This window comes from Caulobacter sp. 1776 (genome assembly GCF_040545685.1).
Lineage (GTDB): Bacteria > Pseudomonadota > Alphaproteobacteria > Caulobacterales > Caulobacteraceae > Caulobacter.
Window position 1 is genome coordinate 246,619 of the sequence record NZ_JBEPMI010000009.1, and the last position, 25,154, is coordinate 271,772.

General features: G+C 68.2%; 22 protein-coding genes. 14 read left to right on the forward strand and 8 right to left on the reverse strand.

Translation table 11 applies throughout. The annotated features are described in order from the left end of the window. Positions 1-61 precede the first annotated feature (61 nt). The gene (locus ABIC66_RS23660; RefSeq protein ID WP_354073722.1) at positions 62-514 is read left to right on the forward strand and encodes a hypothetical protein; all 453 of its coding nucleotides are present in this window, start codon (positions 62-64) and stop codon (positions 512-514) included. Here ABIC66_RS23660 and ABIC66_RS23665 read toward each other — a convergent pair. Next, positions 511-696, reverse strand: a complete 186-nt coding sequence (locus ABIC66_RS23665) for a hypothetical protein (protein ID WP_354073724.1) — start codon at positions 694-696, stop codon at positions 511-513. The genes ABIC66_RS23660 and ABIC66_RS23665 overlap by 4 nt on opposite strands. A gap of 266 nt (positions 697-962) precedes the next feature. Between ABIC66_RS23665 and ABIC66_RS23670 the strand changes: the two genes are divergently transcribed. Both ABIC66_RS23670 and ABIC66_RS23675 read left to right on the forward strand, forming a co-directional pair. Beyond that, a complete protein-coding gene (locus ABIC66_RS23670; protein WP_354073726.1) occupies positions 963-1,175 on the forward strand; it encodes a hypothetical protein in 213 nt (70 codons plus the stop codon). A gap of 4 nt (positions 1,176-1,179) precedes the next feature. Further along, on the forward strand, positions 1,180-1,764 hold the full coding sequence (locus ABIC66_RS23675) for a GNAT family N-acetyltransferase (protein ID WP_354073727.1): 585 nt from the start codon (positions 1,180-1,182) through the stop codon (positions 1,762-1,764). Between the two features lie 61 nt (positions 1,765-1,825). On the opposite strand, the gene ABIC66_RS23680 is transcribed toward ABIC66_RS23675, so the two are convergent. Both ABIC66_RS23680 and ABIC66_RS23685 read right to left on the reverse strand, forming a co-directional pair. After that, positions 1,826-2,395, reverse strand: coding sequence for a hypothetical protein (locus tag ABIC66_RS23680; RefSeq protein ID WP_354073729.1), 570 nt, complete (start codon positions 2,393-2,395; stop codon positions 1,826-1,828). A 45-nt stretch (positions 2,396-2,440) separates the two neighbouring features. Next, positions 2,441-4,639, reverse strand: a complete 2,199-nt coding sequence (locus ABIC66_RS23685) for a TonB-dependent receptor domain-containing protein (protein ID WP_354073731.1) — start codon at positions 4,637-4,639, stop codon at positions 2,441-2,443. Between the two features lie 399 nt (positions 4,640-5,038). Between ABIC66_RS23685 and ABIC66_RS23690 the strand changes: the two genes are divergently transcribed. Both ABIC66_RS23690 and ABIC66_RS23695 read left to right on the forward strand, forming a co-directional pair. After that, a complete protein-coding gene (locus ABIC66_RS23690; RefSeq protein WP_354073733.1) occupies positions 5,039-6,475 on the forward strand; it encodes a sugar porter family MFS transporter in 1,437 nt (478 codons plus the stop codon). A 220-nt stretch (positions 6,476-6,695) separates the two neighbouring features. Beyond that, entirely contained in the window at positions 6,696-8,321 is a 1,626-nt protein-coding gene (locus ABIC66_RS23695) for a family 43 glycosylhydrolase (protein ID WP_354073734.1), read from the forward strand. A gap of 19 nt (positions 8,322-8,340) precedes the next feature. Here ABIC66_RS23695 and ABIC66_RS23700 read toward each other — a convergent pair whose 3' ends face one another. Both ABIC66_RS23700 and ABIC66_RS23705 read right to left on the reverse strand, forming a co-directional pair. Further along, positions 8,341-9,030 (reverse strand): M23 family metallopeptidase, encoded by a 690-nt coding sequence (locus tag ABIC66_RS23700; RefSeq protein ID WP_354073736.1) that lies wholly within the window; start codon positions 9,028-9,030, stop codon positions 8,341-8,343. A gap of 187 nt (positions 9,031-9,217) precedes the next feature. After that, a complete protein-coding gene (locus ABIC66_RS23705) occupies positions 9,218-9,814 on the reverse strand; it encodes a TetR/AcrR family transcriptional regulator (protein WP_354073738.1) in 597 nt (198 codons plus the stop codon). 185 nt (positions 9,815-9,999) lie between these two features. Here ABIC66_RS23705 and ABIC66_RS23710 point away from each other — a divergent pair, with 185 nt between their 5' ends. Genes ABIC66_RS23710 through ABIC66_RS23720 form a run of 3 tightly spaced genes read left to right on the forward strand, consistent with a single transcriptional unit; the run spans position 10,000 to position 15,740 of the window. Then, positions 10,000-11,154: an efflux RND transporter periplasmic adaptor subunit gene (locus ABIC66_RS23710; RefSeq protein ID WP_354073740.1), complete on the forward strand. Its 1,155-nt coding sequence runs from the start codon at positions 10,000-10,002 to the stop codon at positions 11,152-11,154. Positions 11,155-11,166: 12 nt separating this feature from the next. Next, complete coding sequence (locus ABIC66_RS23715) at positions 11,167-14,334, forward strand: efflux RND transporter permease subunit (RefSeq protein WP_354073741.1); 3,168 nt, start codon at positions 11,167-11,169, stop codon at positions 14,332-14,334. Between the two features lie 2 nt (positions 14,335-14,336). Further along, positions 14,337-15,740 carry an efflux transporter outer membrane subunit gene (locus ABIC66_RS23720; RefSeq protein WP_354073743.1) on the forward strand — a complete coding sequence of 468 codons (1,404 nt, stop codon included), beginning with the start codon at positions 14,337-14,339 and terminating at the stop codon, positions 15,738-15,740. A gap of 127 nt (positions 15,741-15,867) precedes the next feature. Here the strand turns inward: ABIC66_RS23720 and ABIC66_RS23725 are convergent, their stop codons facing one another. Next, positions 15,868-16,350, reverse strand: coding sequence for a lipocalin-like domain-containing protein (locus ABIC66_RS23725; RefSeq protein ID WP_354073744.1), 483 nt, complete (start codon positions 16,348-16,350; stop codon positions 15,868-15,870). A 101-nt stretch (positions 16,351-16,451) separates the two neighbouring features. On the opposite strand from ABIC66_RS23725, the gene ABIC66_RS23730 reads away from it, so the two are divergent. Next, positions 16,452-17,021: a CGNR zinc finger domain-containing protein gene (locus ABIC66_RS23730; protein ID WP_354073746.1), complete on the forward strand. Its 570-nt coding sequence runs from the start codon at positions 16,452-16,454 to the stop codon at positions 17,019-17,021. Positions 17,022-17,163: 142 nt separating this feature from the next. On the opposite strand, the gene ABIC66_RS23735 is transcribed toward ABIC66_RS23730, so the two are convergent. Continuing rightward, positions 17,164-17,631 carry an Lrp/AsnC ligand binding domain-containing protein gene (locus tag ABIC66_RS23735; RefSeq protein WP_354073747.1) on the reverse strand — a complete coding sequence of 156 codons (468 nt, stop codon included), beginning with the start codon at positions 17,629-17,631 and terminating at the stop codon, positions 17,164-17,166. A 430-nt stretch (positions 17,632-18,061) separates the two neighbouring features. Between ABIC66_RS23735 and putA the strand changes: the two genes are divergently transcribed. The 4 genes from putA (at position 18,062) to ABIC66_RS23755 (ending at position 23,166) form a co-directional block, all read left to right on the forward strand. Further along, positions 18,062-21,151, forward strand: coding sequence for a bifunctional proline dehydrogenase/L-glutamate gamma-semialdehyde dehydrogenase PutA (gene putA, locus ABIC66_RS23740; protein ID WP_502910409.1), 3,090 nt, complete (start codon positions 18,062-18,064; stop codon positions 21,149-21,151). Positions 21,152-21,188: 37 nt separating this feature from the next. Continuing rightward, positions 21,189-21,452: a type II toxin-antitoxin system antitoxin RelB1 gene (relB1, locus tag ABIC66_RS23745; RefSeq protein ID WP_354073751.1), complete on the forward strand. Its 264-nt coding sequence runs from the start codon at positions 21,189-21,191 to the stop codon at positions 21,450-21,452. Further along, positions 21,449-21,730 carry a type II toxin-antitoxin system RelE/ParE family toxin gene (locus tag ABIC66_RS23750; RefSeq protein ID WP_354073753.1) on the forward strand — a complete coding sequence of 94 codons (282 nt, stop codon included), beginning with the start codon at positions 21,449-21,451 and terminating at the stop codon, positions 21,728-21,730. The genes relB1 and ABIC66_RS23750 overlap by 4 nt, the downstream gene beginning before the upstream one ends. Positions 21,731-21,837: 107 nt before the next feature. After that, on the forward strand, positions 21,838-23,166 hold the full coding sequence (locus tag ABIC66_RS23755) for a glycoside hydrolase 5 family protein (protein ID WP_354073754.1): 1,329 nt from the start codon (positions 21,838-21,840) through the stop codon (positions 23,164-23,166). Positions 23,167-23,201: 35 nt separating this feature from the next. Here ABIC66_RS23755 and ABIC66_RS23760 read toward each other — a convergent pair whose 3' ends face one another. Continuing rightward, positions 23,202-24,188 (reverse strand): NAD(P)H-dependent oxidoreductase, encoded by a 987-nt coding sequence (locus ABIC66_RS23760; RefSeq protein WP_354073755.1) that lies wholly within the window; start codon positions 24,186-24,188, stop codon positions 23,202-23,204. A gap of 16 nt (positions 24,189-24,204) precedes the next feature. On the opposite strand from ABIC66_RS23760, the gene ABIC66_RS23765 reads away from it, so the two are divergent. Then, positions 24,205-25,134 (forward strand): LysR family transcriptional regulator, encoded by a 930-nt coding sequence (locus ABIC66_RS23765; protein WP_354073757.1) that lies wholly within the window; start codon positions 24,205-24,207, stop codon positions 25,132-25,134. Positions 25,135-25,154 lie beyond the last annotated feature (20 nt).

Sequence of the window (25,154 nt, forward strand, 5' to 3'; positions counted from 1 at the left end):
CCCCGGAGCGATCCGGGGCCTTTTTCATTGAAGCCGGGTCGCCGCGCGCTAGGGTCGTGGCGTGACGGACCGTGTCGAGAACCCTTCTGGATGGCGACTGCTGGCGGGTTTCCTGCTCGCGCCGGTCCCGCCCGTACTGCTGGGAGCCTTGGGCTTCGAGTTGATGGGCGACCTTCCACGCTTCTGGGAGACGTTCATCATCGGCCTGATCGTCTTCGGATATGCGCCGGCGCTCTTCGTGGGACTGCCTACCTACGCGGTTCTGCGTCGGAAATTGCGGCTGACCTGGCTAGGCTGCATCCTGGCCGGAGCCTTCACGGCGGCCTTGCCGTGGGCCCTTCTCGCCATCTTTCCGCTCGCCACCGAGGCGTCGTCCAACGGCGTGCGGACGGTGGTCGACGGGCACCCGACCTGGTTCGGCCTGTTCGAAAGCCTGAAATCAGCCGCCGAGCTCGCGGCTTTCGGGGCGCTGGGCGGCGGGATTTTCCGCCTGATCGTCGCGGGTCGGCCCTAGTCCTCGGAGAATGACCGCCGCTCGCCCTTGATGCCGCTGCGATGGAGCACATCGTCGGCCGTGGCGACGACCGCCTTGGCGTTCTCCTGACTGTTCGAGACGAGCACCACCTCTTCGCCAAGCACGATGGCCCAGCGATCCCCGTAAGGGCGAATGCGGAAAGTCTGACTCTGATCAGTCATGTTGAATACTCGAACGCCCGACGAGTTTTCAGGTCCAAGATGGCCAGAACAAGGCAGCTTGACCTTAGAAAAGGTCAAGAATCCACCACAAGTATTTCAATTCGTTATTCACCCCTTAATTTAGGTAAATAAGCGTGACCATTCGCTAAAAGATTAAGAAATGCTTAAAAAACCTGCAGTCAAATGTAAAATTCTCCCGTAGGTTGAACCCAAAACAGGTAGTATAGTGCAGAAGTCGGGGCCGATCTTTCTGTTGTGCAATCAGCATGTTGTCTTTGACCAAAGCACCGGAACAAGGCCGAGAATCTCCTACCTTGGTGGTCCTGACGACCGCCTTGCAGCTGGGCCTCGTCGTGCTGGTGTGGCTCATCGCGCTGATTCCCGCCGCCCTCGCCGCCTTAACCGTGGTTACAGTAAAAGGCGTCCGCGCTGCTTGGCGCGCGCGTCCGCGTTCTTCATCGCGCGTCGATCCGGACTGAACCGATGGGCATCCGCACCGCTCAAACTCGCGACATCGGCCCGCTGGCCCGCCTCTGGTGGCAAGGCTGGCGAGACGCGCATCTGCCGATCGTCCCCAAGGCCCTCGTGGCGCGCCGGACGCTGGATAGCTTCATCGTCCGCATGGCCCTCGCCCTGCCCCACATCCGGACGGTGGGGCCGGTCGGCGAGCCGCTCGGCTTCCACCTGCTCAAGGGCGACGAGCTGCACCAGCTGTACGTGGAGGAAGAGATGCGCGGCGCGGGGGTCGCCGCCCTGCTGATGGCCGACGCCGAGGACCGCCTGCTGGAGGCGGGGATCATGACGCCCTGGCTGGCCTGCGCCGTCGGCAATGTGCGCGCCGCCCGCTTCTACAAGAAGGCGGGGTGGGCCTTGGCCGGAACCCAGACGATGCCGACCGAAATTCCGGGGGGCTGGTTCCCGCTCAAGGTCTGGCGCTACGAAAAGCGGCTGAGCGCCGCGCCGTCGGCCTGGGGCGCCGCCGCCGAAGCCGAACTGTTCAGGCCGTCCGAGCGCACGGCCGAAGCCCCCCGAGCGGACATTGGCGCCGCGCCGCGGACGATCATGTAGCGTCGACGTCTCGGCAGAGCGCGTTCTCGGGCAAAACGGCCCATACCTCCGCAAACGCGCTCTAAGAAATCATTGTGAAGACCGGCGCGTCCTTCACCCAGCGCCCGTTGACCCGCTTGTAGACGTAGAGGCTGCCGCCGCCGCAGAGGCCCGGGCACCTGGAAAATTCCATCACCAGCGCCGTCTTGCCGTCGGCGCTGATCGAAGGCGCGGCGACCCTGCCGATGTAGATGCGAGGCGCCGGGCCCAGACGTTCGACCGCCGCCCGATCCTCGGCCGTCGCCATCCGCGCGCCCGCTGGCAGCCGACGCGCCAGTTCGGGGCAGCGGACGAACAGATTCACCGGCGGCTGCTTCGTCAGCAGCGCCTTTTGCCAGGCGGACAAACCCCAGCCGTATGGACGCGCATCGCGGACGCCACGCTTGATGAACTCACTCGCGAAGCTGTCCTGGTCATCGAAGGCGTTCACGCCGCCCTTAGCCTGCTCGGCCATGACCTGGGCGCCCAGGGCGCAGGCCTCGGCCCTATGGGACGGAGCCGTCGACGCGGCGACGGCCGGCGCCGCCCCCAAAAGCGCCAGGGGGGCGGCGACAGCCATGGCGGCCAGGGTTTCCAGGATCGCGGACCTCATGCCCGCGATCCTGGTCAGAAAGCCAATCTTTTACAAGTGTAATCTTTAGTTCGGGCCGCCCGTGCCGAATTCGAACTGCTCCGGCCGCGGCTTGCCGCCGCCGAAGGCGTAGCTGAAGCCGAAGAAGGCCGCCCGCACCTTGGCCGTCCGGCGCGTGGTGTCGCGCAGGATCGGGGTCTCGGTGACCACGGTGTCCTCGAACGAATTGGTCACGTCATTGACCGTGACGACGAAGTTCAGCTTGTCGTTGATCTTGCGGCGATAGCCGACATTGATCAGCTGCACCGGCTCGCGGTGGCCCTGCGGGGTTAGGCGCTCGCCCGAGGTGAAGGCGTTGATCTGGAAGAAGTCCTTCGGCGTGGCCTGGTAGTTCAGGTTCGCGCGGCCCGACAGGGTCGTGCCCGAGCGTTTGCCGGTAAAGCCCAGGCTGGAGGCGTCGATCTCGTTCCAGAAGGCGTTGGCGCTGACATTGTAGGTCAGCTTCGGCGTCAGGCGGCCGTTGGCCACCAGCTCCAGACCGCCGTTGCGGCTCTTGGCCAGGTTCTCGCGGGTGGTCAGCAGCACGCCGCCGCCCAGGCTGCGGACCACGTCGGTGACGCCGTCCTTGGCGTCGCGATAATAGAAGGTCGCCAGGTAGTAGGCCGGCCCCTTGCGGTACTGCCAGCCCAGCTCGAACGAGTCGGTGATCTGCGGCTTCAGGTTGGGATTGCCGGCCCGGTAGTTCAGCGGGTCCTGGTAGATCCGGTTGGGGTTCAGGTCCTGCGGTCCCGGGCGCTGGACGCGGCGGCTGTAGTTGGCGTTGAAGGTGTTGTTGTCGTTGACCCGATAGCCGGCGTGCAGGGTCGGATAGAGCCGGAAATAGTCGTTCTTGTCCTTCTGGGCCGAGGTGATCTGGTCGGTGCGGATATTGACCTGCTCGGCCCGCAGGCCGCCCTGGACGGTCAGGTCGCCGAACGGCCGCTCATAGGTCACGTAGCCGGCGAAGACGTCCTGGTCATAGAGGAAGCGGTTGGTCCGCGCCGGATCCACGACCTGGCCGTTCAGGGTCGCGCCCCGGGCGCCGTAGTTGTCGTAGTCGTTGTCCTGGGCCTCGAAATCCAGGCCGGACTTGAACTTGGCCTGGCCGGGCAGCGGCTTGCTGTAGTCCATCTTCCAGTTGGCGCGCTTCTGGCCCGCGCCGAAGCTGAACGCCTCATACTGGTCGGCCACGCCGACGACGCCATCTTGGAAGGCGGTGGAGGCGCGCTTGAACTGGGTGAGCTCGTATTCCAGGTGCGAGGTCAGCTCATGCTCGGCCCCGCCCAGCTGGCGGCGGTAGTCGCCGCTGATCGCCGAGTTGTCGCGCTTGAGCCGCGCGACGCTGTCGCGCAGGTACGATTGGCCGGTCGTCCCGGCCGCGTTCTGAGCCACGTACGACTCGTCGATGTCGCTGTCGTAGTTCATGCCGCGATAGCGCACCTCGGCCGACAGCCGGGTCTTCTTGTCGAGGTCGTAGTCGAGACCGCCGCGCAGGCTGATCGCCTCGCCCTCGTTGATCACCGACGCGTCCTGGACGCTGGGCAGGAACTTGCCGCTGGCGCTGTCCAGCACCGCGCGGTCGGTGTCCGAGCGCGCTTCCTGGTGGTCGAAGCGATACGACGCGTCACCTGACAGCGTGGCCTTGCCCTGGCGGCGCGTGGCGCTGATCCCGCCGTTGTAGCGGCCGTCGGGGCCGACATTGGCGCGGATCGTGCCGGTCGTGCCCGGCTTCTGGGTCTTCTTGGTGATCAGGTTGATGATGCCGGCCGAGCCGTCGGGACGGTAGGCGGCCGACGGATTGGTCATCACCTCGACGCGGTCGATGCTGTCGGCCGGCAGCTGCTGCAGGGCGTCGGCGCGGTTGTCGCCGTTGAACATGCCCGAGGGCTTGCCGTCGATCATGATGGTGACGTTCGGGTCGCCGCGCAGGCTGATATTGCCCTGGACGTCGACCTCGACCGACGGGATGTTACGCAGCGCATCCGAGATCGAGCCGGTCTTGGCCGACAGGTCGTTGGCGACGCTGTAGCTGCGGCGATCGATCGAGGTCCGCATCGCGGTGGAGTCGGACGTGATGGTCACGCCCTCGACCGCGTTCGGCGCGTCCTTGGGCTTCGCCGGCGCGGTCTGGGCGGCCGGGGCGGTTTGAGCGGTGGTCTGCGCCAGACCGACGGTCGGCGGCAGGATCGCCGCGGCGGCGGCGAAAAGAGCGAACTTCAGTCGCAAGGAAGCATCCCCAACTTGAGCGTCGAGGAAGCCGCCGCGGACGTCCGCGCGATCTCGACCTCCAGGCGTAAAGACCCTTCCGGCGACAGGGACAAATTTCTTTTCGGCAATGTTGGCGATGGCGCGGGAACGGTCACATTCGGGCCACACCCGCCAGCGGCCCGCATCCCGCCGGTATGCCTCGGAACCGATCGCGCGTCCTACGATGCGGACGTCGCGGAAACGTGCCCGCTTCTGCTATCCAAGGACGGCAGGCGTGAGTCCGCGCGCGAGGACGATGGTCGCCAGAACCGAAGCTTGCGCGCTGATACCGGTAACACTAAGGTCGCCGGTAACCAGAGGTCCGACAAGGACCATAGGGCATTAACGGGCCGGAGAGGCCCCATGGGGAGGAAACCTGTGGCTTCAGTATCCAACGCTGGCCCTAGCGCCGGCATGAGCGCCGACGGCGCGAAGGTCAACATGGCCTTCATCGCCGCGATCGTCGCCGTCGCCACGATCGGCGGCTTCATGTTCGGCTACGACAGCGGCGTCATCAACGGCACGCAGGAAGGCCTGGAGAAGGCCTTCAGCCTCAGCAAGCTGGGCACCGGCCTGAACGTCGGCGCCATCCTGCTGGGCTGCGCGTTCGGCGCCTTCGCCGCCGGCCGCCTGGCCGACGTCTGGGGCCGCCGCACGGTGATGATCATCGCCGCCCTGCTGTTCCTGGTCAGCGCCCTGGGCAGCGGCGCGGCGCACACCTCGCTGGTGTTCATCGCCTTCCGCCTGATCGGCGGCCTGGGCGTCGGCGCGGCCAGCGTGCTGTGCCCCGTCTACATCTCGGAAGTCACGCCGGCCAATATCCGCGGCCGCCTGTCGTCCGTGCAGCAGATCATGATCATCACCGGCCTGACCGGCGCGTTCGTGGCCAACTACGTGCTGGCCCACACCGCCGGCAGCTCGACCGCCCCCTTCTGGCTGGACCTGCCGGCCTGGCGCTGGATGTTCTGGATGCAGACCATTCCCGCCGCCATCTTCTTCTTCGCCCTGCTGGTCATTCCCGAAAGCCCGCGCTTCCTGGTCGCCAAGGGCAAGGACGCCCAGGCCGAAGCCATCCTGTCGCGCCTGTTCGGCCCGGGCCAGGGCGCCGGCAAGGTGGCCGAGATCCGCGCCTCGCTGGCCGTCGACCACCAGCCGAAGTTCTCGGACCTGCTGGACCCCGTCACCAAGAAGCTGCGCCCGATCCTGTGGGCCGGCCTGGTCCTGGCCGTCTTCCAGCAGCTGGTCGGCATCAACATCGTCTTCTACTACGGCTCGGTGCTGTGGCAGTCGGTGGGCTTCACCGAGGACGACAGCCTGAAGATCAACATCCTGTCGGGTTCGCTGTCGATCCTGGCCTGCCTGGCCACGATCGCCGTGATCGACAAGATCGGCCGCAAGCCGCTGCTGCTGATCGGCTCGGCCGGCATGGCCGTGACCCTGGGCGTGATGACCTGGTGCTTCTCGACCGCCACCACGGTCAACGGCGCCCTGCACCTGGACGCCAGCGTCGGCCCGATCGCCCTGATCGCCGCCAACGCCTATGTGGTGTTCTTCAACCTCAGTTGGGGCCCCGTCATGTGGGTCATGCTGGGTGAGATGTTCCCCAACCAGATGCGCGGCTCGGCCCTGGCCGTGGCCGGCTTCGCCCAGTGGATCGCCAATTTCGCGATCTCGGTCAGCTTCCCGTCGATGGCGGCCCGCAGCCTGCCGATGACCTACGGCTTCTACGCCCTGAGCGCGGTGGTCTCGTTCTTCCTGGTCCAGAAGCTGATCCACGAGACCCGTGGCAAGGAGCTGGAGGCGATGCAGGGCTGAAGCTCTCCATCCGCTGAAGACAAGAACGCCCGGGGGTCCTCTCCCGGGCGTTTTTCGTGCGATCTTCCAAGCCAGGGACGTTGTTTCGGGCTTGGCTTTCGCGCCGGAAAAACGTCATGGAAATCAATCCAACTCGCCAATGACACCGGTGGACATAGACGCCGACTTACCGCTAAGTGAGGTCCAACAGACGTAAGCGTAATCGTCGGGAGGAACACCCATGGTCGACATCAATCGCCGCGGCGCCTTGGGCTCGCTGCTGACCGGCGCAGGCCTCGCCGCCCTGCCCGGCGCGGGCGAAGCGGCTGGCCAGATGGGGACCCTGCCCGGCAAGTCGATCTCGGGCCCGACCTGGACCAAGGGCGTCGAGGGCCAGCGCAAGGCCGACCTGGGCGACGGGACGTTCCTGAACCCGATCCTGGCCGGCGACCACCCCGATCCGTCGATCCTGAAGGACGGCGACGACTACTACATGACCCACTCGTCGTTCGACGCCTATCCGGGGCTGCTGATCTGGCGCAGCAAGGACCTGGTGAACTGGACGCCGGTCACCACCACGCTGAAGACCAATGTCGGCTCGATCTGGGCTCCCGAGCTCTGCAAACACCAGGGCCGCTACTACATCTACCTGCCGGCCAAGAAGCCGAACAACAATACCAGCTACGTGATCTGGGCCGACAGGATCGAGGGCCCGTGGTCCGAGCCGGTCGACCTGAAGCTGCCCCGCTACATCGACCCCGGCCACGTCGTCGACGAGCACGGCGTGCGCTGGCTGTTCCTGTCGGGCGGCGACCGCATCCAGCTGGCCCCGGACGGCCTGTCGACGGTCGGCCAGCCCGAGCACGTCTACAATCCGTGGCGCTATCCCGACACCTGGGACGTCGAGGGCTTCTCGCCCGAAGGTCCCAAGGTCATGCGCAGGGGCGACTATTTCTACCTGGTCACCGCCGTGGGCGGCACGGCCGGTCCGCCGACCGGCCACATGGTCATCGTGGCCCGCGCCAAGTCCCTGGCTGGCCCATGGGAGGACCATCCGCGCAATCCGGTCGTCCGCACCGTCGACAACAGCGAGAAGTGGTGGTCGCGCGGCCACGCCACCCTGGTCGAAGGCCCGACACAAGGCGACTGGTGGACCGTCTATCACGGCTACGAGAACGGCTTTTACACCCTGGGCCGCCAGACCCTGCTGGCCCCCGTGACCTGGACCGCCGACGGCTGGTTCGAGGTGGGCGGCGGCGACCTGTCGAAGCCCATCCCGAAACCCAAGGGCGGCAAGTCGGGCCCGCACGGCAAGGCGCTGTCGGACGACTTCACCACCGACAAGCTGGGCGTCCAGTGGGCCTTCTTCGATCCCAAGCCGGGCGAGGCCGAGCGCATCAGCCGCGCCGGCGGCGTCATGACCCTGAAGGGCGCCGGCGAGGCCCCGTCGACGGGCGCGCCGCTGATCTTCGTCAACGGCGACCAAGCCTATGAAATCACGTGCGACATCGAGATCGATCCCGAGACCCGCGCCGGCCTGATCCTGTTCTACGACCGCCAGCTCTATTGCGGCCTGGGCTTCGACGACAAGACCTTCGTCACCCACCAGTACGGCATCGAGCGCGGCCGTCCCCCGAACCCGCACGGGTCGCGGATGCTGATGAAGCTGATCAACACCCGCCACATCGTCAGCTTCCACACGTCCGGAGACGGCGGCCAGACCTGGAAGCGGTTCGACCGGGGCATGGAGGTCTCGGGCTACCACCACAATGTCCGCGGCGGCTTCCTGATGCTGAAGCCAGGCCTCTACGCGGCCGGCAAGGGCTCGGCGCGGTTCCGGAATTTCACGTACCGGGCGCTGGACTAGGTCAGCGCCACACAAGGCCTCAATCGGCGGCGGTGTCGGCCGTCTGGTTCACCGCCACCATCGTCGGCGTGATCAGGCGCGCGGCGTTCACGCGGTCGCCGCCCGGGGCCAGGATCTCGAGGTGCACGTGGTTGGTGATGCCGGGATAGTGGCCCTGCAGGCTCTCGACCTCGCCGATCGTGTCACCCAGGCGGACGGCCTGGCCGACCTCGACGCCGGGGGTCACGTAGAAGGCGCGGGCGGCGTAGCCCAGGGCCGGATTGGCGATCTCGACGAACTTCAGCTCGGTGTCGCCGGCATAGGCGTAGCCGATCTTGGTGACATAGCCCGACATCGGGGCGTGGACGGCCTGGCCGGCCTTGGCGACATAGTCGACGCCTTCGTGGTCGCGCGAGCCGCCGTCGCGGCGGGCGCCGAACCAGCCGTCGCCGAAGTCGTCGTGGCCGCGCGGGGCCGCGCCGGTCGGATTGGCGAAGTCGCTGGCGCCGTCGCCGTCGATGTCGGCGCCCTTCCAGACCAGCGCCATCACCCGCGGCGGCGCGGGCTTGGCGGTGATGTCGGCCAGCAGCTTGATGATCGGCGCGGGCCCCGGACGCACCGAGGCCGGACGCTCCATGGCCGCCCCCACCATCGGCGCGAAAACGGCGGCCAGACCCAGGACACAGCGCACGGCGGCGGGGCTGACGGTCTTCGCGATCGATAGGGTCATGGGAAGCTTTCTGCCTTGGCGGGATGGCCGGCAGATATGGAAGGGTTAACGCCCTCTCGCCATGCGACCGGACGCCGCGCCAAATCCACGCTTAAGCTATGAATTCATTGGCGAATTTTTGACACAACCTAATCTGTCATCTCGGGTCTCCGCTTCGCTACGCCCGGATGACAGGGTTGGCCGCCTCTTAAGTCAGCAGGTGCTTCACCGTCGAGCGCAGCACGGCCGTCAGGGCTTCGCGGTCCAGGTCGGGGTGATTGACGCCGCGCATCAGCAGGCCGTCGAACAACAGGCCGATGGTTTCGCAGCGAGCCAGGAACTCGGCCTCGCTCCATTCGGGCTTGCGGTCGCGTTCCATCATCGACCTGGCCAGGGCCCGCTCCTGCTCGTCGGCCGAGCGGACGATGGCGGCGACCTTGGGATTGCGGGCCGCCTCGGCCACCACCTCGAGGGCCAGGGCCGCCCGGCGCGGGTCGAAGCACTTGTCGACGCCCTCGGGCAGGTGGTCGTCGATCGCGTCCAGCAGGGTGCCCGGCTGGCTTTCCAGCTCGGCGAACTTGTCGCGCATCTCGGCCAGGTCCTGAGCGACGATGGCGGCGATGATCGCCTCCTTGTTCTCGAAGTAGCGATAGATCTGGCCGACGCTCAGGCCGGCGGCCTTGGCGATGTCGGCCATGCTGGCCCCGTGGAAGCCCGACTGCCGCACACGCTCGCATGCTGCATCCAGAATCTGCTGACGGCGCGATTCCGGCGACGGTCGGCCCGAATGAGTCTCGTCAGCCATTGAAAATCCTGATCGGCATTACATTTCCGTTAGGTCAGCCAAAGCCGCGGGCGTGGAGGTTGACTTGCGACAGTACCGCTCCTATGTCCAGCCCGCTTGAGAATGAACGTTCATTCTCAGATTGTTCATCATGCCGGCTTCGTCAAGGGCAATAGCCCGCGAAGTCACCGCATCTGGGGTCAAACATGCACTTCCAACGCTCCACCACGGCGACGGCCGTGGGGCTCGCCGCCATCGCCCTGACCCTCGCCGCGTGCGGCCAGAAAGGCGGGGCCGGCGGCACGGGCGCGGGCGGGCCTACCGAGGTCGGCTACATCGTCGCCCAAAGCCAGCCCGTCGGCCTGACCAGCGAACTGTCCGGCCGCACCTCGGCCTATCTGGTCTCGGAAGTGCGCCCGCAGGTGGGCGGCGTGATCAAGGCGCGCCTGTTCCAGGAAGGCTCGCTGGTCCGGGCCGGCCAGTCGCTGTACCAGATCGATCCGGCGACCTATCAGGCCAGCGTCAACAGCGCCGCCGCCGCCCTCGCCCAGGCCCAGGCCTCCGCGACCGCCGCAAAGCTGAAGGCCGACCGCTACAGGACGCTGGTCGAAAGCGGCGCGGTGTCCAAGCAGGACAATGACGACGCCCAGGCGGCGGCGGCCCAGACGGCCGCCGCCGTGGCCGTTCAGAAGGCCGCGCTCGACACGGCTCGCATCAACCTGAACTACACCCGCGTCGCCGCCCCGATCTCGGGCCGCATCGGCAAGAGCGCGGTGACGGCTGGCGCCCTGGTCACCGCCAGCCAGGCCACGCCGCTGGCCACCGTGCAGGACCTGTCGAAGATCTATGTCGACCTGACCCAGACCTCGGCCGAGCTGCTGCAGCTGCAGGCGGCGTTCAACAGCGGCAAGCTGGGTCGCTCGGGCTCGGCCCGGGTGACCTTGAAGCTGGAAGACGGCTCGACCTATCCGATCCCGGGCCGCCTGGAATTCTCGGACGTGACCGTCGATCCGACCACCGGTTCGGTGGTGCTGCGCGCCATCTTCGACAATCCCAATGGCGTGCTGCTGCCCGGCATGTACGTCCGCGCCTTGCTCGACAAGGGCGTGGCCAACGGCGGGATCCTGATCCCGCAGGCCGCCGTCAGCCGCGATCCCAAGGGCAACGCCATCGTGCAGGTGGTCGACGCCAAGGGCGGGCTGGCGCCGCGTCCGGTCACCACCGCCCAGACGGTCGGCGACAAGTGGCTGATCACCACCGGCCTCAACCCTGGTGACAAGGTCGTCGTCGAAGGCCTGCAGAAGGTCCGACCCGGCGCGCCGGTCAAGCCCGTCGCCATCACCGCTCAAGCCCAACGCTAAGGCCGGCCCGTCATGCTTTCCCGTTTCTTCATCGACAGGCCCATCTTCGCGTGGGTCGTCGCGATCGTGATCATGCTGGCGGGGGCCCTGGCCATCCGCACGCTGCCGATCGCCCAGTATCCCAACATCGCCCTGCCCCAGGTGTCGGTCACCGCCTTCTATCCCGGCGCCTCGGCCAAGACCGTCGAGGACAGCGTCACCCAGGTCATCGAGCAGAAGATGAAGGGCCTGGACGGCCTGGACTACATGTCGTCGACCAGCGACAGCTCGGGCGCGGCCACCACGACCCTGACCTTCAAGGCCGGCACCAACATCGACATCGCCCAGGTGCAGGTGCAGAACAAGCTGCAGACGGCCACCGCGCTCCTGCCGCAGGAAGTGCAGCAGCAGGGCCTGACCGTCGCCAAGTCGGCGCGGAACTTCCTGCTGATCGTCGGCATGTATTCCGATGATCCGAAGACCACCAACACCGACCTGGCCGACTACATCGCCAGCAATCTGCAAGACCCGCTGAGCCGCGTCGATGGCGTGGGCGAGGTGCAGCTGTTCGGCGCGCAATACGCCATGCGCATCTGGCTGAACCCCAACCAGCTGACCAGCTTCAACCTGACCCCCGCCGACGTGATCGCCGCCATCCGGGCCCAGAACGCCCAGGTCTCGGCCGGCCAGCTGGGCGGCGTGCCCAACCTGCCCGGCATCGGCCTGAACGCCACGATCACGGCCCAGTCGCGCCTGACCACCCCGGCCCAGTTCCAGGACATCATCGTCCGCAACAGCCCTGGGGGCGCCATCGTCCACCTGCGCGACGTCGCGCGGGTCGAGCTGGGCGCGGAAAGCTACGGCTTCGCCGCCAAGTACAACGGCAAGCCCGCCGCAGGTCTGGCCATCCGGCTGGCGCCGGGCGCCAACGCGCTCGACACCGCCGACGCCATCAAGGCGCGGATGGCCCAGCTGGAAAAGACCTTCCCGCCCAACTTCCGCTACGTGATCCCCTACGACTCGACGCCGTTCGTGAAGCTGTCGATCGAGGAAGTGGTCAAGACCCTGCTCGAAGCCATCGTGCTGGTCTTCATCGTCATGTTCCTGTTCCTGCAGAACTGGCGGGCCACCCTGATCCCGACCATCGCCGTGCCGGTGGTGCTGCTGGGCACCTTCGGGGTGCTGTCGGCCTTCGGCTACTCGATCAACACCCTGACCATGTTCGGCCTGGTGCTGGCCATCGGCCTGCTGGTCGACGACGCCATCGTCGTGGTCGAGAACGTCGAGCGGGTGATGGAGGAAGAGGGGCTCAGTCCCGTCGAGGCCACCCGCAAGTCGATGAACGAGATCACCGGCGCCCTGATCGGCATCGCGCTGGTCTTGGCCGCGGTGTTCGTGCCGATGGCCTTCTTCGGCGGCTCGCAGGGCGTGATCTATCGCCAGTTCTCGATCACCATCGTCTCGGCCATGGCCCTGTCGGTGCTGGTCGCCCTGATCCTGACCCCGGCTCTCTGCGCCACCCTGCTCCGCCCCGTCGAGAAGGGCCACAGGGAGCACAAGACCGGCTTCTTCGGTTGGTTCAACCGCAGCTTCGACGACGTCAGCGGCCGCTACCAGGGCACGGTCCGCGGCCTGCTCGGCCGCGGCGGGCGCTGGATGCTGGCCTATGGCGTGGTCATTCTGGTCATGGGCTTCCTGTTCATCCGCCTGCCCAGCGCCTTCCTGCCCGAGGAAGACCAGGGGACGATGTTCACCCTCGTCCAGCTGCCGCCGGGCGCGCCGGAAGCGCGCACCCAGGCCGTGCTCGACACGGTGCGTCACCACTTCCTGGTCGACGAGAAGGAGTCGGTGCAGGCCGTCTTCACCGTCGCCGGCTTCAGCTTCGCCGGCGCCGGCCAGAACGCCGGCCTGGCCTTCATTCGCCTGAAGGACTTCGACGAGCGCAAGGCCGCCGACCGCAAGGCGCAGGCCGTCGCCGGCCGCGCCATGGGCAAGTTCATGCAGATCCGTGACGCCATGGTCTTCGCGATCGTGCCGCCGGCCGTGCCGGAACTGGGCACTTCGTCGGGCTTCGACTTCCAGCTTCAGGACATCGGCGGCGTCGGCCACGACGCCCTGGTCGCCGCGCGCAATCAGGTGCTGGGCATGGCCTCCAAGGACCCGACCCTGGTCGGCGTCCGCCCCAACGGCCAGGACGACACCCCGCAGCTGAAGATCGACATCGACCAGGCCAAGGCCGGGGCGATGGGCCTGACCACCGCCGACATCAACGCCGCGCTCAGCGCCGCGTGGGGCGGAACCTATGTCAACGACTTCATCGACCGCGGCCGGGTCAAGAAGGTCTATGTCCAGGCCGACGCGCCCTATCGCATGCGCCCCGAGGACCTGAACAACTGGTACGTCCGCACCAGCAGCGGCACGATGGCGCCGTTCTCGTCGTTCGCCACCACCCACTGGATCTACGGCTCGCCGCGCCTGGAGCGCTACAACGGCCTGTCGTCGCTGAACATCCAGGGCTCGCCGGCCCCCGGTAAGAGCTCGGGCCAGGCCATGGCCGCGATGGAGAAGATCGCCGCCCAGCTGCCGCCCGGCATCGGCTACGAGTGGACCGGCCTCTCGGCTCAGGAGCGGGAGTCCGGCAACCAGGCTCCGGCCCTGTACGGCATCTCGATCCTGGTGGTGTTCCTGCTGCTGGCGGCCCTGTACGAGAGCTGGTCGATCCCGCTGTCGGTGATCATGGTCATTCCGCTGGGCATCGTCGGCGCCCTGCTGGCCACCACCCTGCGCGGGCTCAGCAACGACATCTACTTCCAGGTCGGCCTGCTGACGACCATGGGCCTGGCGTCCAAGAACGCCATCCTGATCGTCGAGTTCGCCAAGGACCTGTACGAGAAGGGCATGGGCCTGGTGGAAGCCACCGTCGAGGCGGTCCGCATCCGTCTGCGGCCGATCATCATGACCTCGCTGGCCTTCGTGTTCGGCGTGCTGCCCCTAGCCATCTCCAACGGCGCGGGCTCGGGCAGCCAGCACGCCATCGGCACCGGCGTGATCGGCGGCATGTTGTCGGCCACCCTCCTGGCGATCTTCTTCGTCCCGCTGTTCTTCGTGCTGGTCGAGCGGATCTTCAAACCCAAGCACAAAGGCCACGATGCGGCCGTCGCCGAGCACGGCGGCGAGGTCCCGTCGACGGAGGCCCACTGATCATGTTCCGTAACCTCTCCCTGATCCTGCTGGCCTCCACGGCGGTCAGCGCCTGCACCCTGGCCCCGGACTACAAGCGTCCAAGCCTGCCGGTGGCCCAGACCTGGTCCACGCCGAGCCCCGAGCCCACGGGCTCGGTCACGGCCGCCGACCTCGACTGGCGCCAGGTGCTGATCGACCCGCGCCTGCAAGGCGTGGTCGACCTGGCCCTGAAGCAGAACCGCGACCTGCGCGTGGCGGTGTTGAACATCGAGAAGGCGCGCGCCCAGTACGGCGTTCAGCGCTCGGCCCTGTTCCCGGCCATCAACGGCGTGCTGTCCGAGCAGCGCGGCCGCACCCCGGCCTCGACCTCGCAGACCGGCCAGGCCTTCGATACCGAGGTCTACAGCGCCACCGTCGGCTTCACCGCCTACGAGCTGGACCTGTTCGGCCGCGTCCGCAGCCTGAACGCCGCGGCCCTGCAGAGCTATCTGGCGACGCAGGAGACCAGCCGCTCGGTCCGCACCAGCCTGATCGCCGAGACCGCCAACGCCTGGCTGACCCTGGCCGCCGACCAGGACCGCCTGGCCCTGGCCAAGAGCACCCTGGCCACCCGCGAGGACACCCTGCGCCTGACGCAGCAGCAGGTCGACGGTGGCGTCGGCTCGGTGGCGACCTTGCGCAACGCCCAGGTCCAGGCCGAGACGGCCCGCAGCGACGTGGCGGTCTACACCGCCCAGGTCGCCCAGGACCTCAACGCCCTGACCCTGCTGGCCGGCGGCGGCGTCCCCGCCGAGTTGCTGCCGGCGGGCCAGCTGGAATCGGCCCGGATCCTGGCCGACCTGCCGGCCGGCCTGCCGTCAGACGTCCTGGTCCGTCGCCCCGACGTCCTGGCCGCCGAGCACCAGCTGCAAGGCGCCAACGCCAATATCGGCGCGGCCCGCGCGGCCTTCTTCCCGCGCATCAGCCTGACCGGCGCGACCGGAACGGCCAGCGGCGACCTGGACGGCCTGTTCAAGAGCGGTACGGGGACCTGGAGCTTCGCGCCCCAGATCAGCCTGCCGATCTTCGCGGGCGGGGCCAATGTGGCGAACCTGAAGGTCTCCAAGGCCAATCGCGACATCGCCGTGGCGACCTACGAGAAGACCGTGCAGACGGCGTTCCGCGAGGTCTCCGACGCCCTGTCGGTGCGCGCCACGGTCGCCGACCGGCTCGCGGCCCAGGAACGCCTGGTCACGGCCGCCACGGACAGCCAGCGCCTGTCGCAGCAGCGTCGCGACGCCGGCCTCGACAGCGCCCTGACCTTGCTCGATTCCCAGCGCACGCTGTACGCGGCCCAACAAGGCCTGATCACCGCGCGCCTGGCCCGGGCGACCAATCTGGTGACGCTCTACAAGGCGCTCGGCGGCGGCGCCCCGGCGGTCTGATCGCTCGCCATCTAGAACTCCCCGGCGCGAGCCGGGGCGGTTCGCTGTCCATCATCCCCCCCGATGGTCGCGAACGGAACGGGCGCGCTCCTCCCCCCACCCCTGGAGCCGCCCGTTCCACCCTTTGCTACCGCTCCCGCTTCCACTCCGAGATCGGCGTATTGCCGTCCGGCGCGGTCGGCACGCGGTAGCTGAGCGTGTCGCCCTTCAGCTCGTAGGCGCGCTTCTGCGTGGTCCCCTCCCAGTTCTTGAACGACGCGCCGTCGATCTTGAACAGCAGCTGGTGCGCCGCCGCGTCGATGGCGAGCGTCCCGTAGTGGGTCGAGGAGCCCAGTGCGGCGTCGGCATATTCCTCCGGCGTCCCGCGCTTCTTGTCGCCCGAGGCGAAGCCGGCGCGCTCGCTCTTGAAGATCTGCAGGCTGTAGCGGCCCGTCGCATCGACGATCAGCCGGCCCTTGGGCGCGGCGCCATAGTCGTGCTCGCGCACGCCGGCCGGGGTGATCCGGTCCGCAGCCGTCAGGGTCCAGGTCCCGGCCAGGGGGAAGTCCGCCGCCTGGGCCGCGCCCGCGCTCAGTATCGCCGTCGCTAAGGCCGTCATCGTCTTTCGCATCTCGCACCTTATGTAACTTATTTGACCGGTTACTGGCGCAACCTCGACGAACGCGGCTAACCTGTCAATGCGGTTTCCGCCCGACTTCCCATGAGCGTTTCGTGACATCCAAGATCGAAGAGACCCGAGACGGCTTCCGCTTCCGGGGCGGCCGCCTGCCCCTGGACCTGCCGGCCACCCTGGCCGGGCGGGTCAGCGGCCATCATCGCGAGGCCCTGGCCGCGCCCGGCGACCTCGACCGCTGGCTGGTCGCGGCCGGGCTGGCCGACGGCGTGACCGGCGCGACGGCCGAAGATCTTTCGGCGGCGCGCGCGCTTCGCGAGACGCTATTCGTCCTGGCCATGGCCCGGGCCGAAGGCCGTCCCCTGCCCGAGACGCCGCGCGAGGCCCTCAACGCCTTCGCCGCCCAGCCGGCCGCCGCGCCTTGGCTGGACGCCTCGGGCCAGCGGCGCTGGACCGGCGGCGCGCGGGCGCTGCTGACCGGGGTGGCGCGCGAGGCGATCGAACTGCTGGGCGGACCGGACGCCGGCCGCATCCGCCAGTGCGCGGGACCGACCTGCGCGATCCTGTTCCTGGACACCTCGCGCAAGGGCGACCGCCGCTGGTGCTCGATGAGCGCCTGCGGGAATAGGGCCAAGGTGGCGGCGTTCCGAGGGCGGGAGAAATCCTAAATCCGCTCTTCCCGGCGAAAGCCGGGACCCAGATCGAACCCCGAGAGCCTGGGCATTCCCGCCGCCCACAGACGCGTCATCCCCAAACTCATCGGATGAACCTGGACCCCGGCTTTCGCCGGGGAGAGCGGCTATTTGAGTCTCAAAGCGGCAGCTGCACCGTGCTCTTGACCTCTTCCAGCACCGCATAGGTCCGGGTCTCGCGCACGCCGGGCATCTTCACGAGGATGTCGCCCAGGAAGCCGCGATAGGCCTCCATGTCGCGCACCCGGGCCTTGATCAGATAGTCGAAGCCGCCGGCCACCATGTGGCACTCCAGGATCTCGGGCGCGCGGCGCACGGCGGCCGCGAAGTCCTCGAACACTTCGCCGGTCGTGCGGTCCAGCACCACCTCGACGAAGATCAGCAGGGCCCGGTCGACCTTGGCCGGGTCCAGCAGGGCGACATAACCGGTGATGTAGCCGCGCTCGCGCAGCCGCCGGACGCGGTCGAAGGTCGCCGCCGGCGACAGGTTGCAGCGCTTGGCCAGCTCGGCGTTGGTGATGCGGCCGTCGACCTGCAGGACCCGCAACAACCGGCGGTCGGTGTCATCTAGAGCGGAAATGGCCATGCCGAGTTTTCACCGAAGAAGCTTCGAAAAGTAGCGCTCACAAACGTAGCACATTCGGCAAGCCAAGCGTTACACCCTCGATCGTTCCAGCCCCGCTTGGCGCCTGCCCCTCCTCGAAAGGGCGCCCGGCGGAACCGGCCAGCCGTCGAAGGCTGGAACCCACGCGACGCCCGCTCCCCAGCCTGGCGTCGCGCAAGAGAGGAAGGGACGCGCGCGTCTCCCCCCAAGAGCGCGTCCCTTCCTCCCTCCCCTCTTCCAGAGCATGCTCACCCGCGCGCATCCGCGCGCGCCTGGCGACGCTGGAGCGGACGATCATTTTCAGCGCTTCGGCCGAAGAAGCTACGGAGCCGCCGCGCAACAAACGAAGCACTTTTGCCTGAAGCCGCGATAGACCGACGATATTCCAACCACAGGACCGACCATGACCGACTTGGCCCACTGGGATAGCCTCGACGACGGCAAGTATCGCGACGAAGCCGCCGTGATCGCCGACCTGCTGGCCGCCAAGCCGCTGTCCAGCGAGGACCGCGCCGCCGTCCGCGCCGAGGCCGAGGCCCTGGTCCGCGGGGCGCGTCGGTCCGTCCGCAAGCAGGGCGTGGTCGAGAGCTTCCTGCAGGAGTTCAGCCTGGGCACCCGCGAGGGCCTGGCGCTGATGTGCCTGGCCGAGGCCCTGCTGCGCACGCCCGACGACGACACCCGCGACAAGCTGATCGCCGAGAAGATCGGCTCGGCCGACTGGGCCAGCCACCTGGGCGGCAGCGACAGCCTGTTCGTCAACGCCTCGACCTGGGGCCTGATGCTGACCGGCAAGATCGTCGAGCCCGACGACGAGGCCAAGAAGGACCTGCCCGGCTTCGTCAAGAAACTGGCCGGCCGCCTGGGCGAGCCGGTGATCCGCGCCGCCGTCGGCCAGGCTATCCGCATCATGGGCGAGCAGTTCGTCCTGGGACGGACGATCGAGGCGGCCATCAAGCGCGCCGCCAACGACGGCGACATGTGCAGCTTCGACATGCTGGGCGAAGGCGCCCGCACCGCCGCCGACGCCGAGCGCTACGAAAAGTCCTATGCCGACGCGATCGAGACGGTCGGCAAGCTATCGAACGGCGCCGGCCCGGAAGCCGGCCACGGCGTGTCGGTCAAGCTCTCGGCCCTGTGCCCACGCTACGAGGCCACGCACGAAGACCGCGTCTGGGCGGAGCTCTATCCCCGCACCCTGCGGCTGGCGAAGATCGCCGCCCGCCACAACCTGAACTTCACGATCGACGCCGAGGAAGCCGATCGCCTGGCCCTGTCGCTGAAGCTGCTGGACCGCCTGTGCCGCGAGCCGGAGCTGGGCGACTGGCGAGGCCTGGGCCTGGCCGTCCAGGCCTATCAGAAGCGCTGCGGCGAGGTCATCGCCCGCCTGGAGGCCCTGTCGAAGGAAACCGGCCGCCGCCTGATGGTCCGCCTGGTCAAGGGCGCCTACTGGGACAGCGAGATCAAGCGCGCCCAGGTCGCCGGCCGGCCGGACTATCCGGTCTATACGACCAAGCCGGCCACCGACCTGTCGTACCTGGTCAACGCCAAGGCGCTGATCGCCGCCGCCCCGCACCTCTACGCCCAGTTCGCCACCCACAACGCCCACACCCTGGCGGCCGTGGTCCGCATGGCCAAGAACGCCGGCGTCAAGATCGAGCACCAGCGCCTGCATGGCATGGGCGAGGCGCTCTACAAGGCCGCCGACGACCTCTATGACGGCATCACCCTGCGGGCCTACGCGCCCGTCGGCGGCCACGAGGATCTGCTGCCCTATCTGGTCCGTCGCCTGCTGGAGAACGGGGCCAACACCAGCTTCGTTCACGCCCTGCTGGACGAGCGGGTGCCGGTCGAGAAGGTGGTCACCGACCCGATCGACACGGTCGAGGCCCGTCCCGACCGCCACGCCAAGATCCCGACGCCGATCGCGGTCTATGGTCCGCGCCGCCAGAACAGCGCCGGTCTCGACCTGTCGGTGAAGGCCGACCGCGAACGCCTGGAAGCGGCTGTCGCGGCCCTGGACAATGTCACCTTGTCGGCCGGCCCGCTGATCGGCGGCAAGGTCACGGCCGGCGCCCCGCCGCTGCCGGTGGTCGCCCCGGCCGATGACGCGAGGGTGGTCGGCGCGGTCTCGGAAGCCCAGATCCCGCAGATCGACGAGGCCTTCCGCCTGGCCCGCGCCGCCCAGCCCGCCTGGGACCAGGCCGGCGGCCCGGCCCGCGCCACGGTGCTGCGCGCCATGGCCGACGCGCTCGAGGCCAACATCGACCGCCTGATCGCCATCCTGGCCCGCGAAGCCGGCAAGACCCTGTCGGACGGCATCGCCGAGGTCCGCGAGGCCGTCGACTTCTGCCGCTACTACGCGGTGCTGGCCGAGGATCAGTTCGGCGACGGCCAGCTGCTGAAGGGGCCGGTCGGCGAGACCAACACCCTGCGCCTGGCTGGGCGCGGCGTGTTCGTCTGCATCAGCCCGTGGAACTTCCCGCTGGCCATCTTCACCGGCCAGATCGCCGCGGCCCTGGCCGCCGGCAACGCCGTGCTGGCCAAGCCGGCCGAGCAGACCCCGCTGATCGCCTTCGAGGCCGTGAAGCTGTACCACGCCGCCGGCCTCGACAGCCGCCTGCTGGCCTTGCTGCCCGGCCGCGGCGAGACGGTCGGCGCGGCCCTGACCAGCCACGAGGGCCTGGACGGCGTCGCCTTCACCGGCGGCACCGACACCGCCTGGCGGATCAACCAGACGCTCGCCCAACGGCACGGCCCGATCGTGCCGTTCATCGCCGAGACCGGCGGCCTGAACGGCATGTTCGTCGACACCACCGCCCAGCGTGAGCAGGTCATCGACGACGTCATCGTCAGCGCCTTCGGCTCGGCCGGCCAGCGCTGCTCGGCCCTACGCCTGCTGTTCCTGCCGGAAGACACCGCCGACCACATCATCGACGGCCTGAAGGGCGCCATGGACGCCCTGGTGCTGGGCGACCCGGCCCTGGCCGTCACCGACGTCGGCCCGGTCATCGACGCCGAGGCCAAGGACGCGCTCGACAAGCACCATGTCCGCCTGAAGAAGGAGGCCAAGGTGCTGCACGCCCTGGCGGCCCCGGCCGGCGGAACCTTCTTCGCCCCCGTCCTGGCCGAGATCCCCGCCGCCGACTTCCTGGAGCGCGAGGTGTTCGGCCCCGTGCTGCACGTGGTCCGCTACAAGCCCGAGCACCTGGCCGAAACCGCCGGCGCCCTGGCCGCGCGCCGCTACGGCCTGACCCTGGGCGTTCACTCGCGGATCGAAAGCTTCGCGGCCCAGGTCCAGCGTCTGGTCCCGGCCGGCAACTGTTACGTCAACCGCTCGATGACCGGCGCCGTGGTCGGGGTCCAGCCGTTCGGCGGCGAAGGGCTGTCGGGCACCGGCCCCAAGGCTGGCGGCCCCCACGCCCTGCTGCGCTTCGCGGTCGAGCGGGCGATCAGCGTCAACATCACCGCCCAGGGCGGCGACCCGGCGCTGCTGAATCTGTGACCTTGACGTTCCAGGCCGTGGGCGGGATTCTCCGTCCATGGCCGACGGCTTCGACATTCATATCGACCATGAGCAGGCTGCCCGGCTGAAGGTCGTTGCCGACCGCCTGGGCATGTCCGTGTCCGAGTACGCCGTGGCGCTCATCGACGCTGGCCTGACCGGCGCGCTTCCCAAAACGATCGATCCTGACCCCGCTATCGACGAAGCCATCGCCGACGCCATCGAGCGGGGCGACGAGCCGGCGATCTCACTCGATGAGTTCCGCGCCCACATGCGCCGCGTGACCGCGGGCCTGGGTTGACCTTTACGGTTTCGGTATCGGCTGGAGCCAAGAAGGACTTCAACCGTCTCGTCGTCTGGCTTTCCGTGCGCGACACTCGGGCGGCGGCAAGACTGGGCCCGCTGCTGGAGAGCGCTTTGGATAGTTTGGCCGAGGCGCCCTTGCGAGGCCGCTCGGTCGGCCAAACCGCCCGAGAAATCAGCATTCCCTTTGGTCAGAGCGCTTATGTGATCCGTTACCGCGTCCTCGGCTCTCGCGTACAGGTCACCCGGATCTGGCACAGCCTGGAGCACAGGTAGAGCACCGCCTTGACTTAGCCTTGGCCAGCCACGGACGGTTGTTAGCGTTGTCACCGCGCGGCATGGTGCTCCAAGGAGCCAGTAGAGCTCCAGACCGAGGACGCGCCATGACCCTTTCCCGCCGCCATCTGATGGCCGTGTTTGCCGCCCTGCCCGCCCTGGGCGCGGCGAAGAAGCCGCCGGCGCCGAAGAAGAGCTTCGTGGGGGTCAAGAACGGCCGGCTGGTCCTGGACGGCAAGCCCTACCGCTTCGCCGGCGCGAACCTCTGGTATGGGGCCTGGCTGGGCTCGCCCGGCCCCAGCGGCGACCGCGAACGGCTGAAGCGCGAGCTCGACAGGCTCAAGGCCATGGGCGTCACCAATCTGCGGGTGCTGGGCGCGGGCGAGCGATCGCCGGCCAAGGCGGCCGTCTCGCCGACCTTTCAGGAGGAGCCCGGGACCTACAGCCAGGATCTGCTGAAGGGCCTCGACGTGCTGCTGGCCGAGATGGCAGCGCGCGACATGAAGGCGGTGATCTACGTCAACAATTTCTGGGACTGGTCGGGCGGCATGCCGGCCTACCTGAACTGGGTCGGCAATGGCCCGTGGTTCCAGCAGGGCGATCCCAATCATCCGTGGCCGGAGTTCGCCGACTATTCGGCCCGCTTCTATGGCGACGCCAAGGCCAACGCCCTGTTCCGTCGCTACCTGCTGAGCCTGGTGGGGCGGGTCAACACCGTCACCGGCCAGGCCTATCGCGAAGACCCGACGATCATGGCCTGGCAGCTGGCCAACGAGCCCCGTCCCGGCGGGATGGAGGCCAACGCCGACACGCTGCTGCCGGTCTATTATCACTGGATCAGCGAGACCTCGGCCATCATCAAGACCATCGACACCAAGCACCTGGTCTGCACCGGCAGCGAGGGCTCGATGGGCTGCCTGCGCAGCGAGGCCTGCGTGATCGAGGCCCACAAGCCGGCGACCATCGACTACCTGACCCTGCACGTCTGGCCCAACAATTGGGGCTGGATCGACCCAAAGAACCAGCCGGCCACCTACGCGTCCGGCGAGGCCCGCTGCCGCGACTATGTCAGCCGCCACATCGCCCTGGCCAAGCAGCTGAACAAGCCGCTGGTGATCGAGGAATTCGGCCTGATCCGGGAGTCCCGCGCCTTCGCGCCCGCCTCGGCCACGGCCGACAAGGACCGCTTCTACAAGACGATCTACGGCCTGGCCCTGGACGACATGAAGGCCGGCGGCCCGATCGCCGGGACCAACTTCTGGGCCTGGAACGGCGAAGGCCGCGCCCAGCACCCCGACGCCTGGTTCGCGGCCGGCGACAAGAGCTTCGTCGGCGATCCGCCGCAGGAGGAGCAGGGCCTGTACGGCGTGTTCGACACCGACGCCTCGACCCTGGCGGTGATCGCCGAACACGCGGCGGCTGTGCGGGCGCTCTAGGGGGATCGGCGTTCAACGTCGCCGCCCACATCCGCTCATTCCCGCGAAAGCGGGGATCCAAGCCGAATCTGCGGACGAGTTTCGAGCGGCGCCACGCGCTGAAAATCAGCTTGGGTCCCCGCTTTCGCGGGGATGAGCGGTGTTTCGGGGTTGAATGTCGATTGACTCCCCGCCACGTGCAGCGCGAAGCCCGTCGCCCCCGGCGTCTCGAGCCCTGGCTTCAACTGCATCGCCGGAATGACGTAGTCGCCGCCGTTCTGCCGCCGATAGGCGATGGGCGCGATCTCGAACAGCGTCCGCATCCGCTCCCGCAGCTGATCCGCCACGCGCGCGAAATCGTCCGGGCCGAAGCGATCCACGCGATAGGTCACGAACGGCGGCAGCACGTCGTAGCCGGGGTAGTAGAGGATTCCGTGGTTGATCGGGAACAGCAGGTCGTCGATCGGCCCGTTCACGCCGCGCGGCGCATAGTGCTCCGCCCAGCCTCCGATCGTGACGCTCAGCATGGCGCGCTTGCCGGCCAGCACGCCCTCGCCGAACCGATCGCCCCAGCGCCGGTCGCTGTGCTCGCCGACCCCGTACGCGAAGCCGTAGGCATAGACGCGGTCGACCCAGCCCTTGAGGATCGCGGGCATCGCGTACCACCACAGCGGAAACTGCAGGATTAGGGCGTCGGCCCAGAGCAGCTTGTCGATCTCGGCCGCGACGTCCGGGGTCAGGGTCCCGGTCGCGAAATCGGCCTTCGACGCCGCGCCCACCGCCAGGGGCTCGTCCGCCGGCCAGGTCGGGAAGTCGGCTCGGTCGACCTGCGACTTCCAGCCCTCGGCGTAGAGATCGGTGATCCGGACCTCGTGCCCCTGGGCCTCCAGTTCCTGGACCGCGACGTCCTTCAGGGCGCCGTTGAGCGAACGCGGCTCGGGGTGGGCGAAGACGATCAGGACTTTCATGGCGACCTCCAGGGCGTCGAGTGTTCCGCCCAGATGACCGCCGGCCGGCTCTTCCGGAAGATCAACGGAAGGCATAGTATTCTTCCGAATTATGGATAGCTCCGACGTCAGTCTCGACCGCATGCGCACGTTCGTCCGGGTGGCCGAGCGCGGCAATCTGTCGGCGGTGGCGCGGGAGCTGGCCGTCGGGCAGTCGACCGTCACGCGCCATCTGAACGAACTGGAGGCGGCGATCGGCGTCCCGCTGCTCAGCCGCTCGACCCGGCGCGTCGCGCTGACCGAGGAGGGGCGCGGCTACTACGCCCACTGCTTGCGGATCCTGTGGCTGGTCGAGCAGGCCGGCGACGAGGCCCGCTCGATGAAGGGCGCCGCGTCCGGCAAGGTTCGCGTCTCCTGCACCGCCGCCCTCGGCGTGCTGCACGTGTGCCAGCTGATCTTCGACTTCCAGGACCGCCATCCCGACATCACCGTCGATCTCAGCCTGGACGACGAGCGCATCGACCTGGTGCGTGAAGGGGTCGACATCGCGCTGCGCCTGGGCCCGCTGACCGACAGCGCCATGAAGCTGCGCGCGCTGGGCGTGTCGCGACGGCTGCTGGTCGCCGCCCCGGCCTATCTCGCCGCCCATGGGCGACCGAAGACGCCCGCGGACCTGGTCGGCCAGGAGGGGCTTCGGATGTCCAACATCGCCGGCAGCGACCTGCTCGTGCTGGAGGGGCGGGGCGGTGAGCGGCATGCGATCACGTTCGGCGGCCGCTTCACGGTCGATCACGGGCTGGCCGTGCGCGAGGCGCTGGCGGCGGGACGTGGGATCGCGCCAGCACATCATTGGCTGGTCGACGACCTGCTCGCGGCCGGGACGGTCGAGCCGATCCTGGCCGACTATTCGCCGCCGCCCATTCCCCTCAACATGCTGATCGCGCCCGAGCGCGCGGGCGTCGCGCGGGTGCGGCTGCTGGCCGACTTCCTGGCCGAACAGGTCGCGCGCATTCCGGGAATCGCCGCCGCCTCGGTCCGCTGAACAAATGGATTGTCACCGGT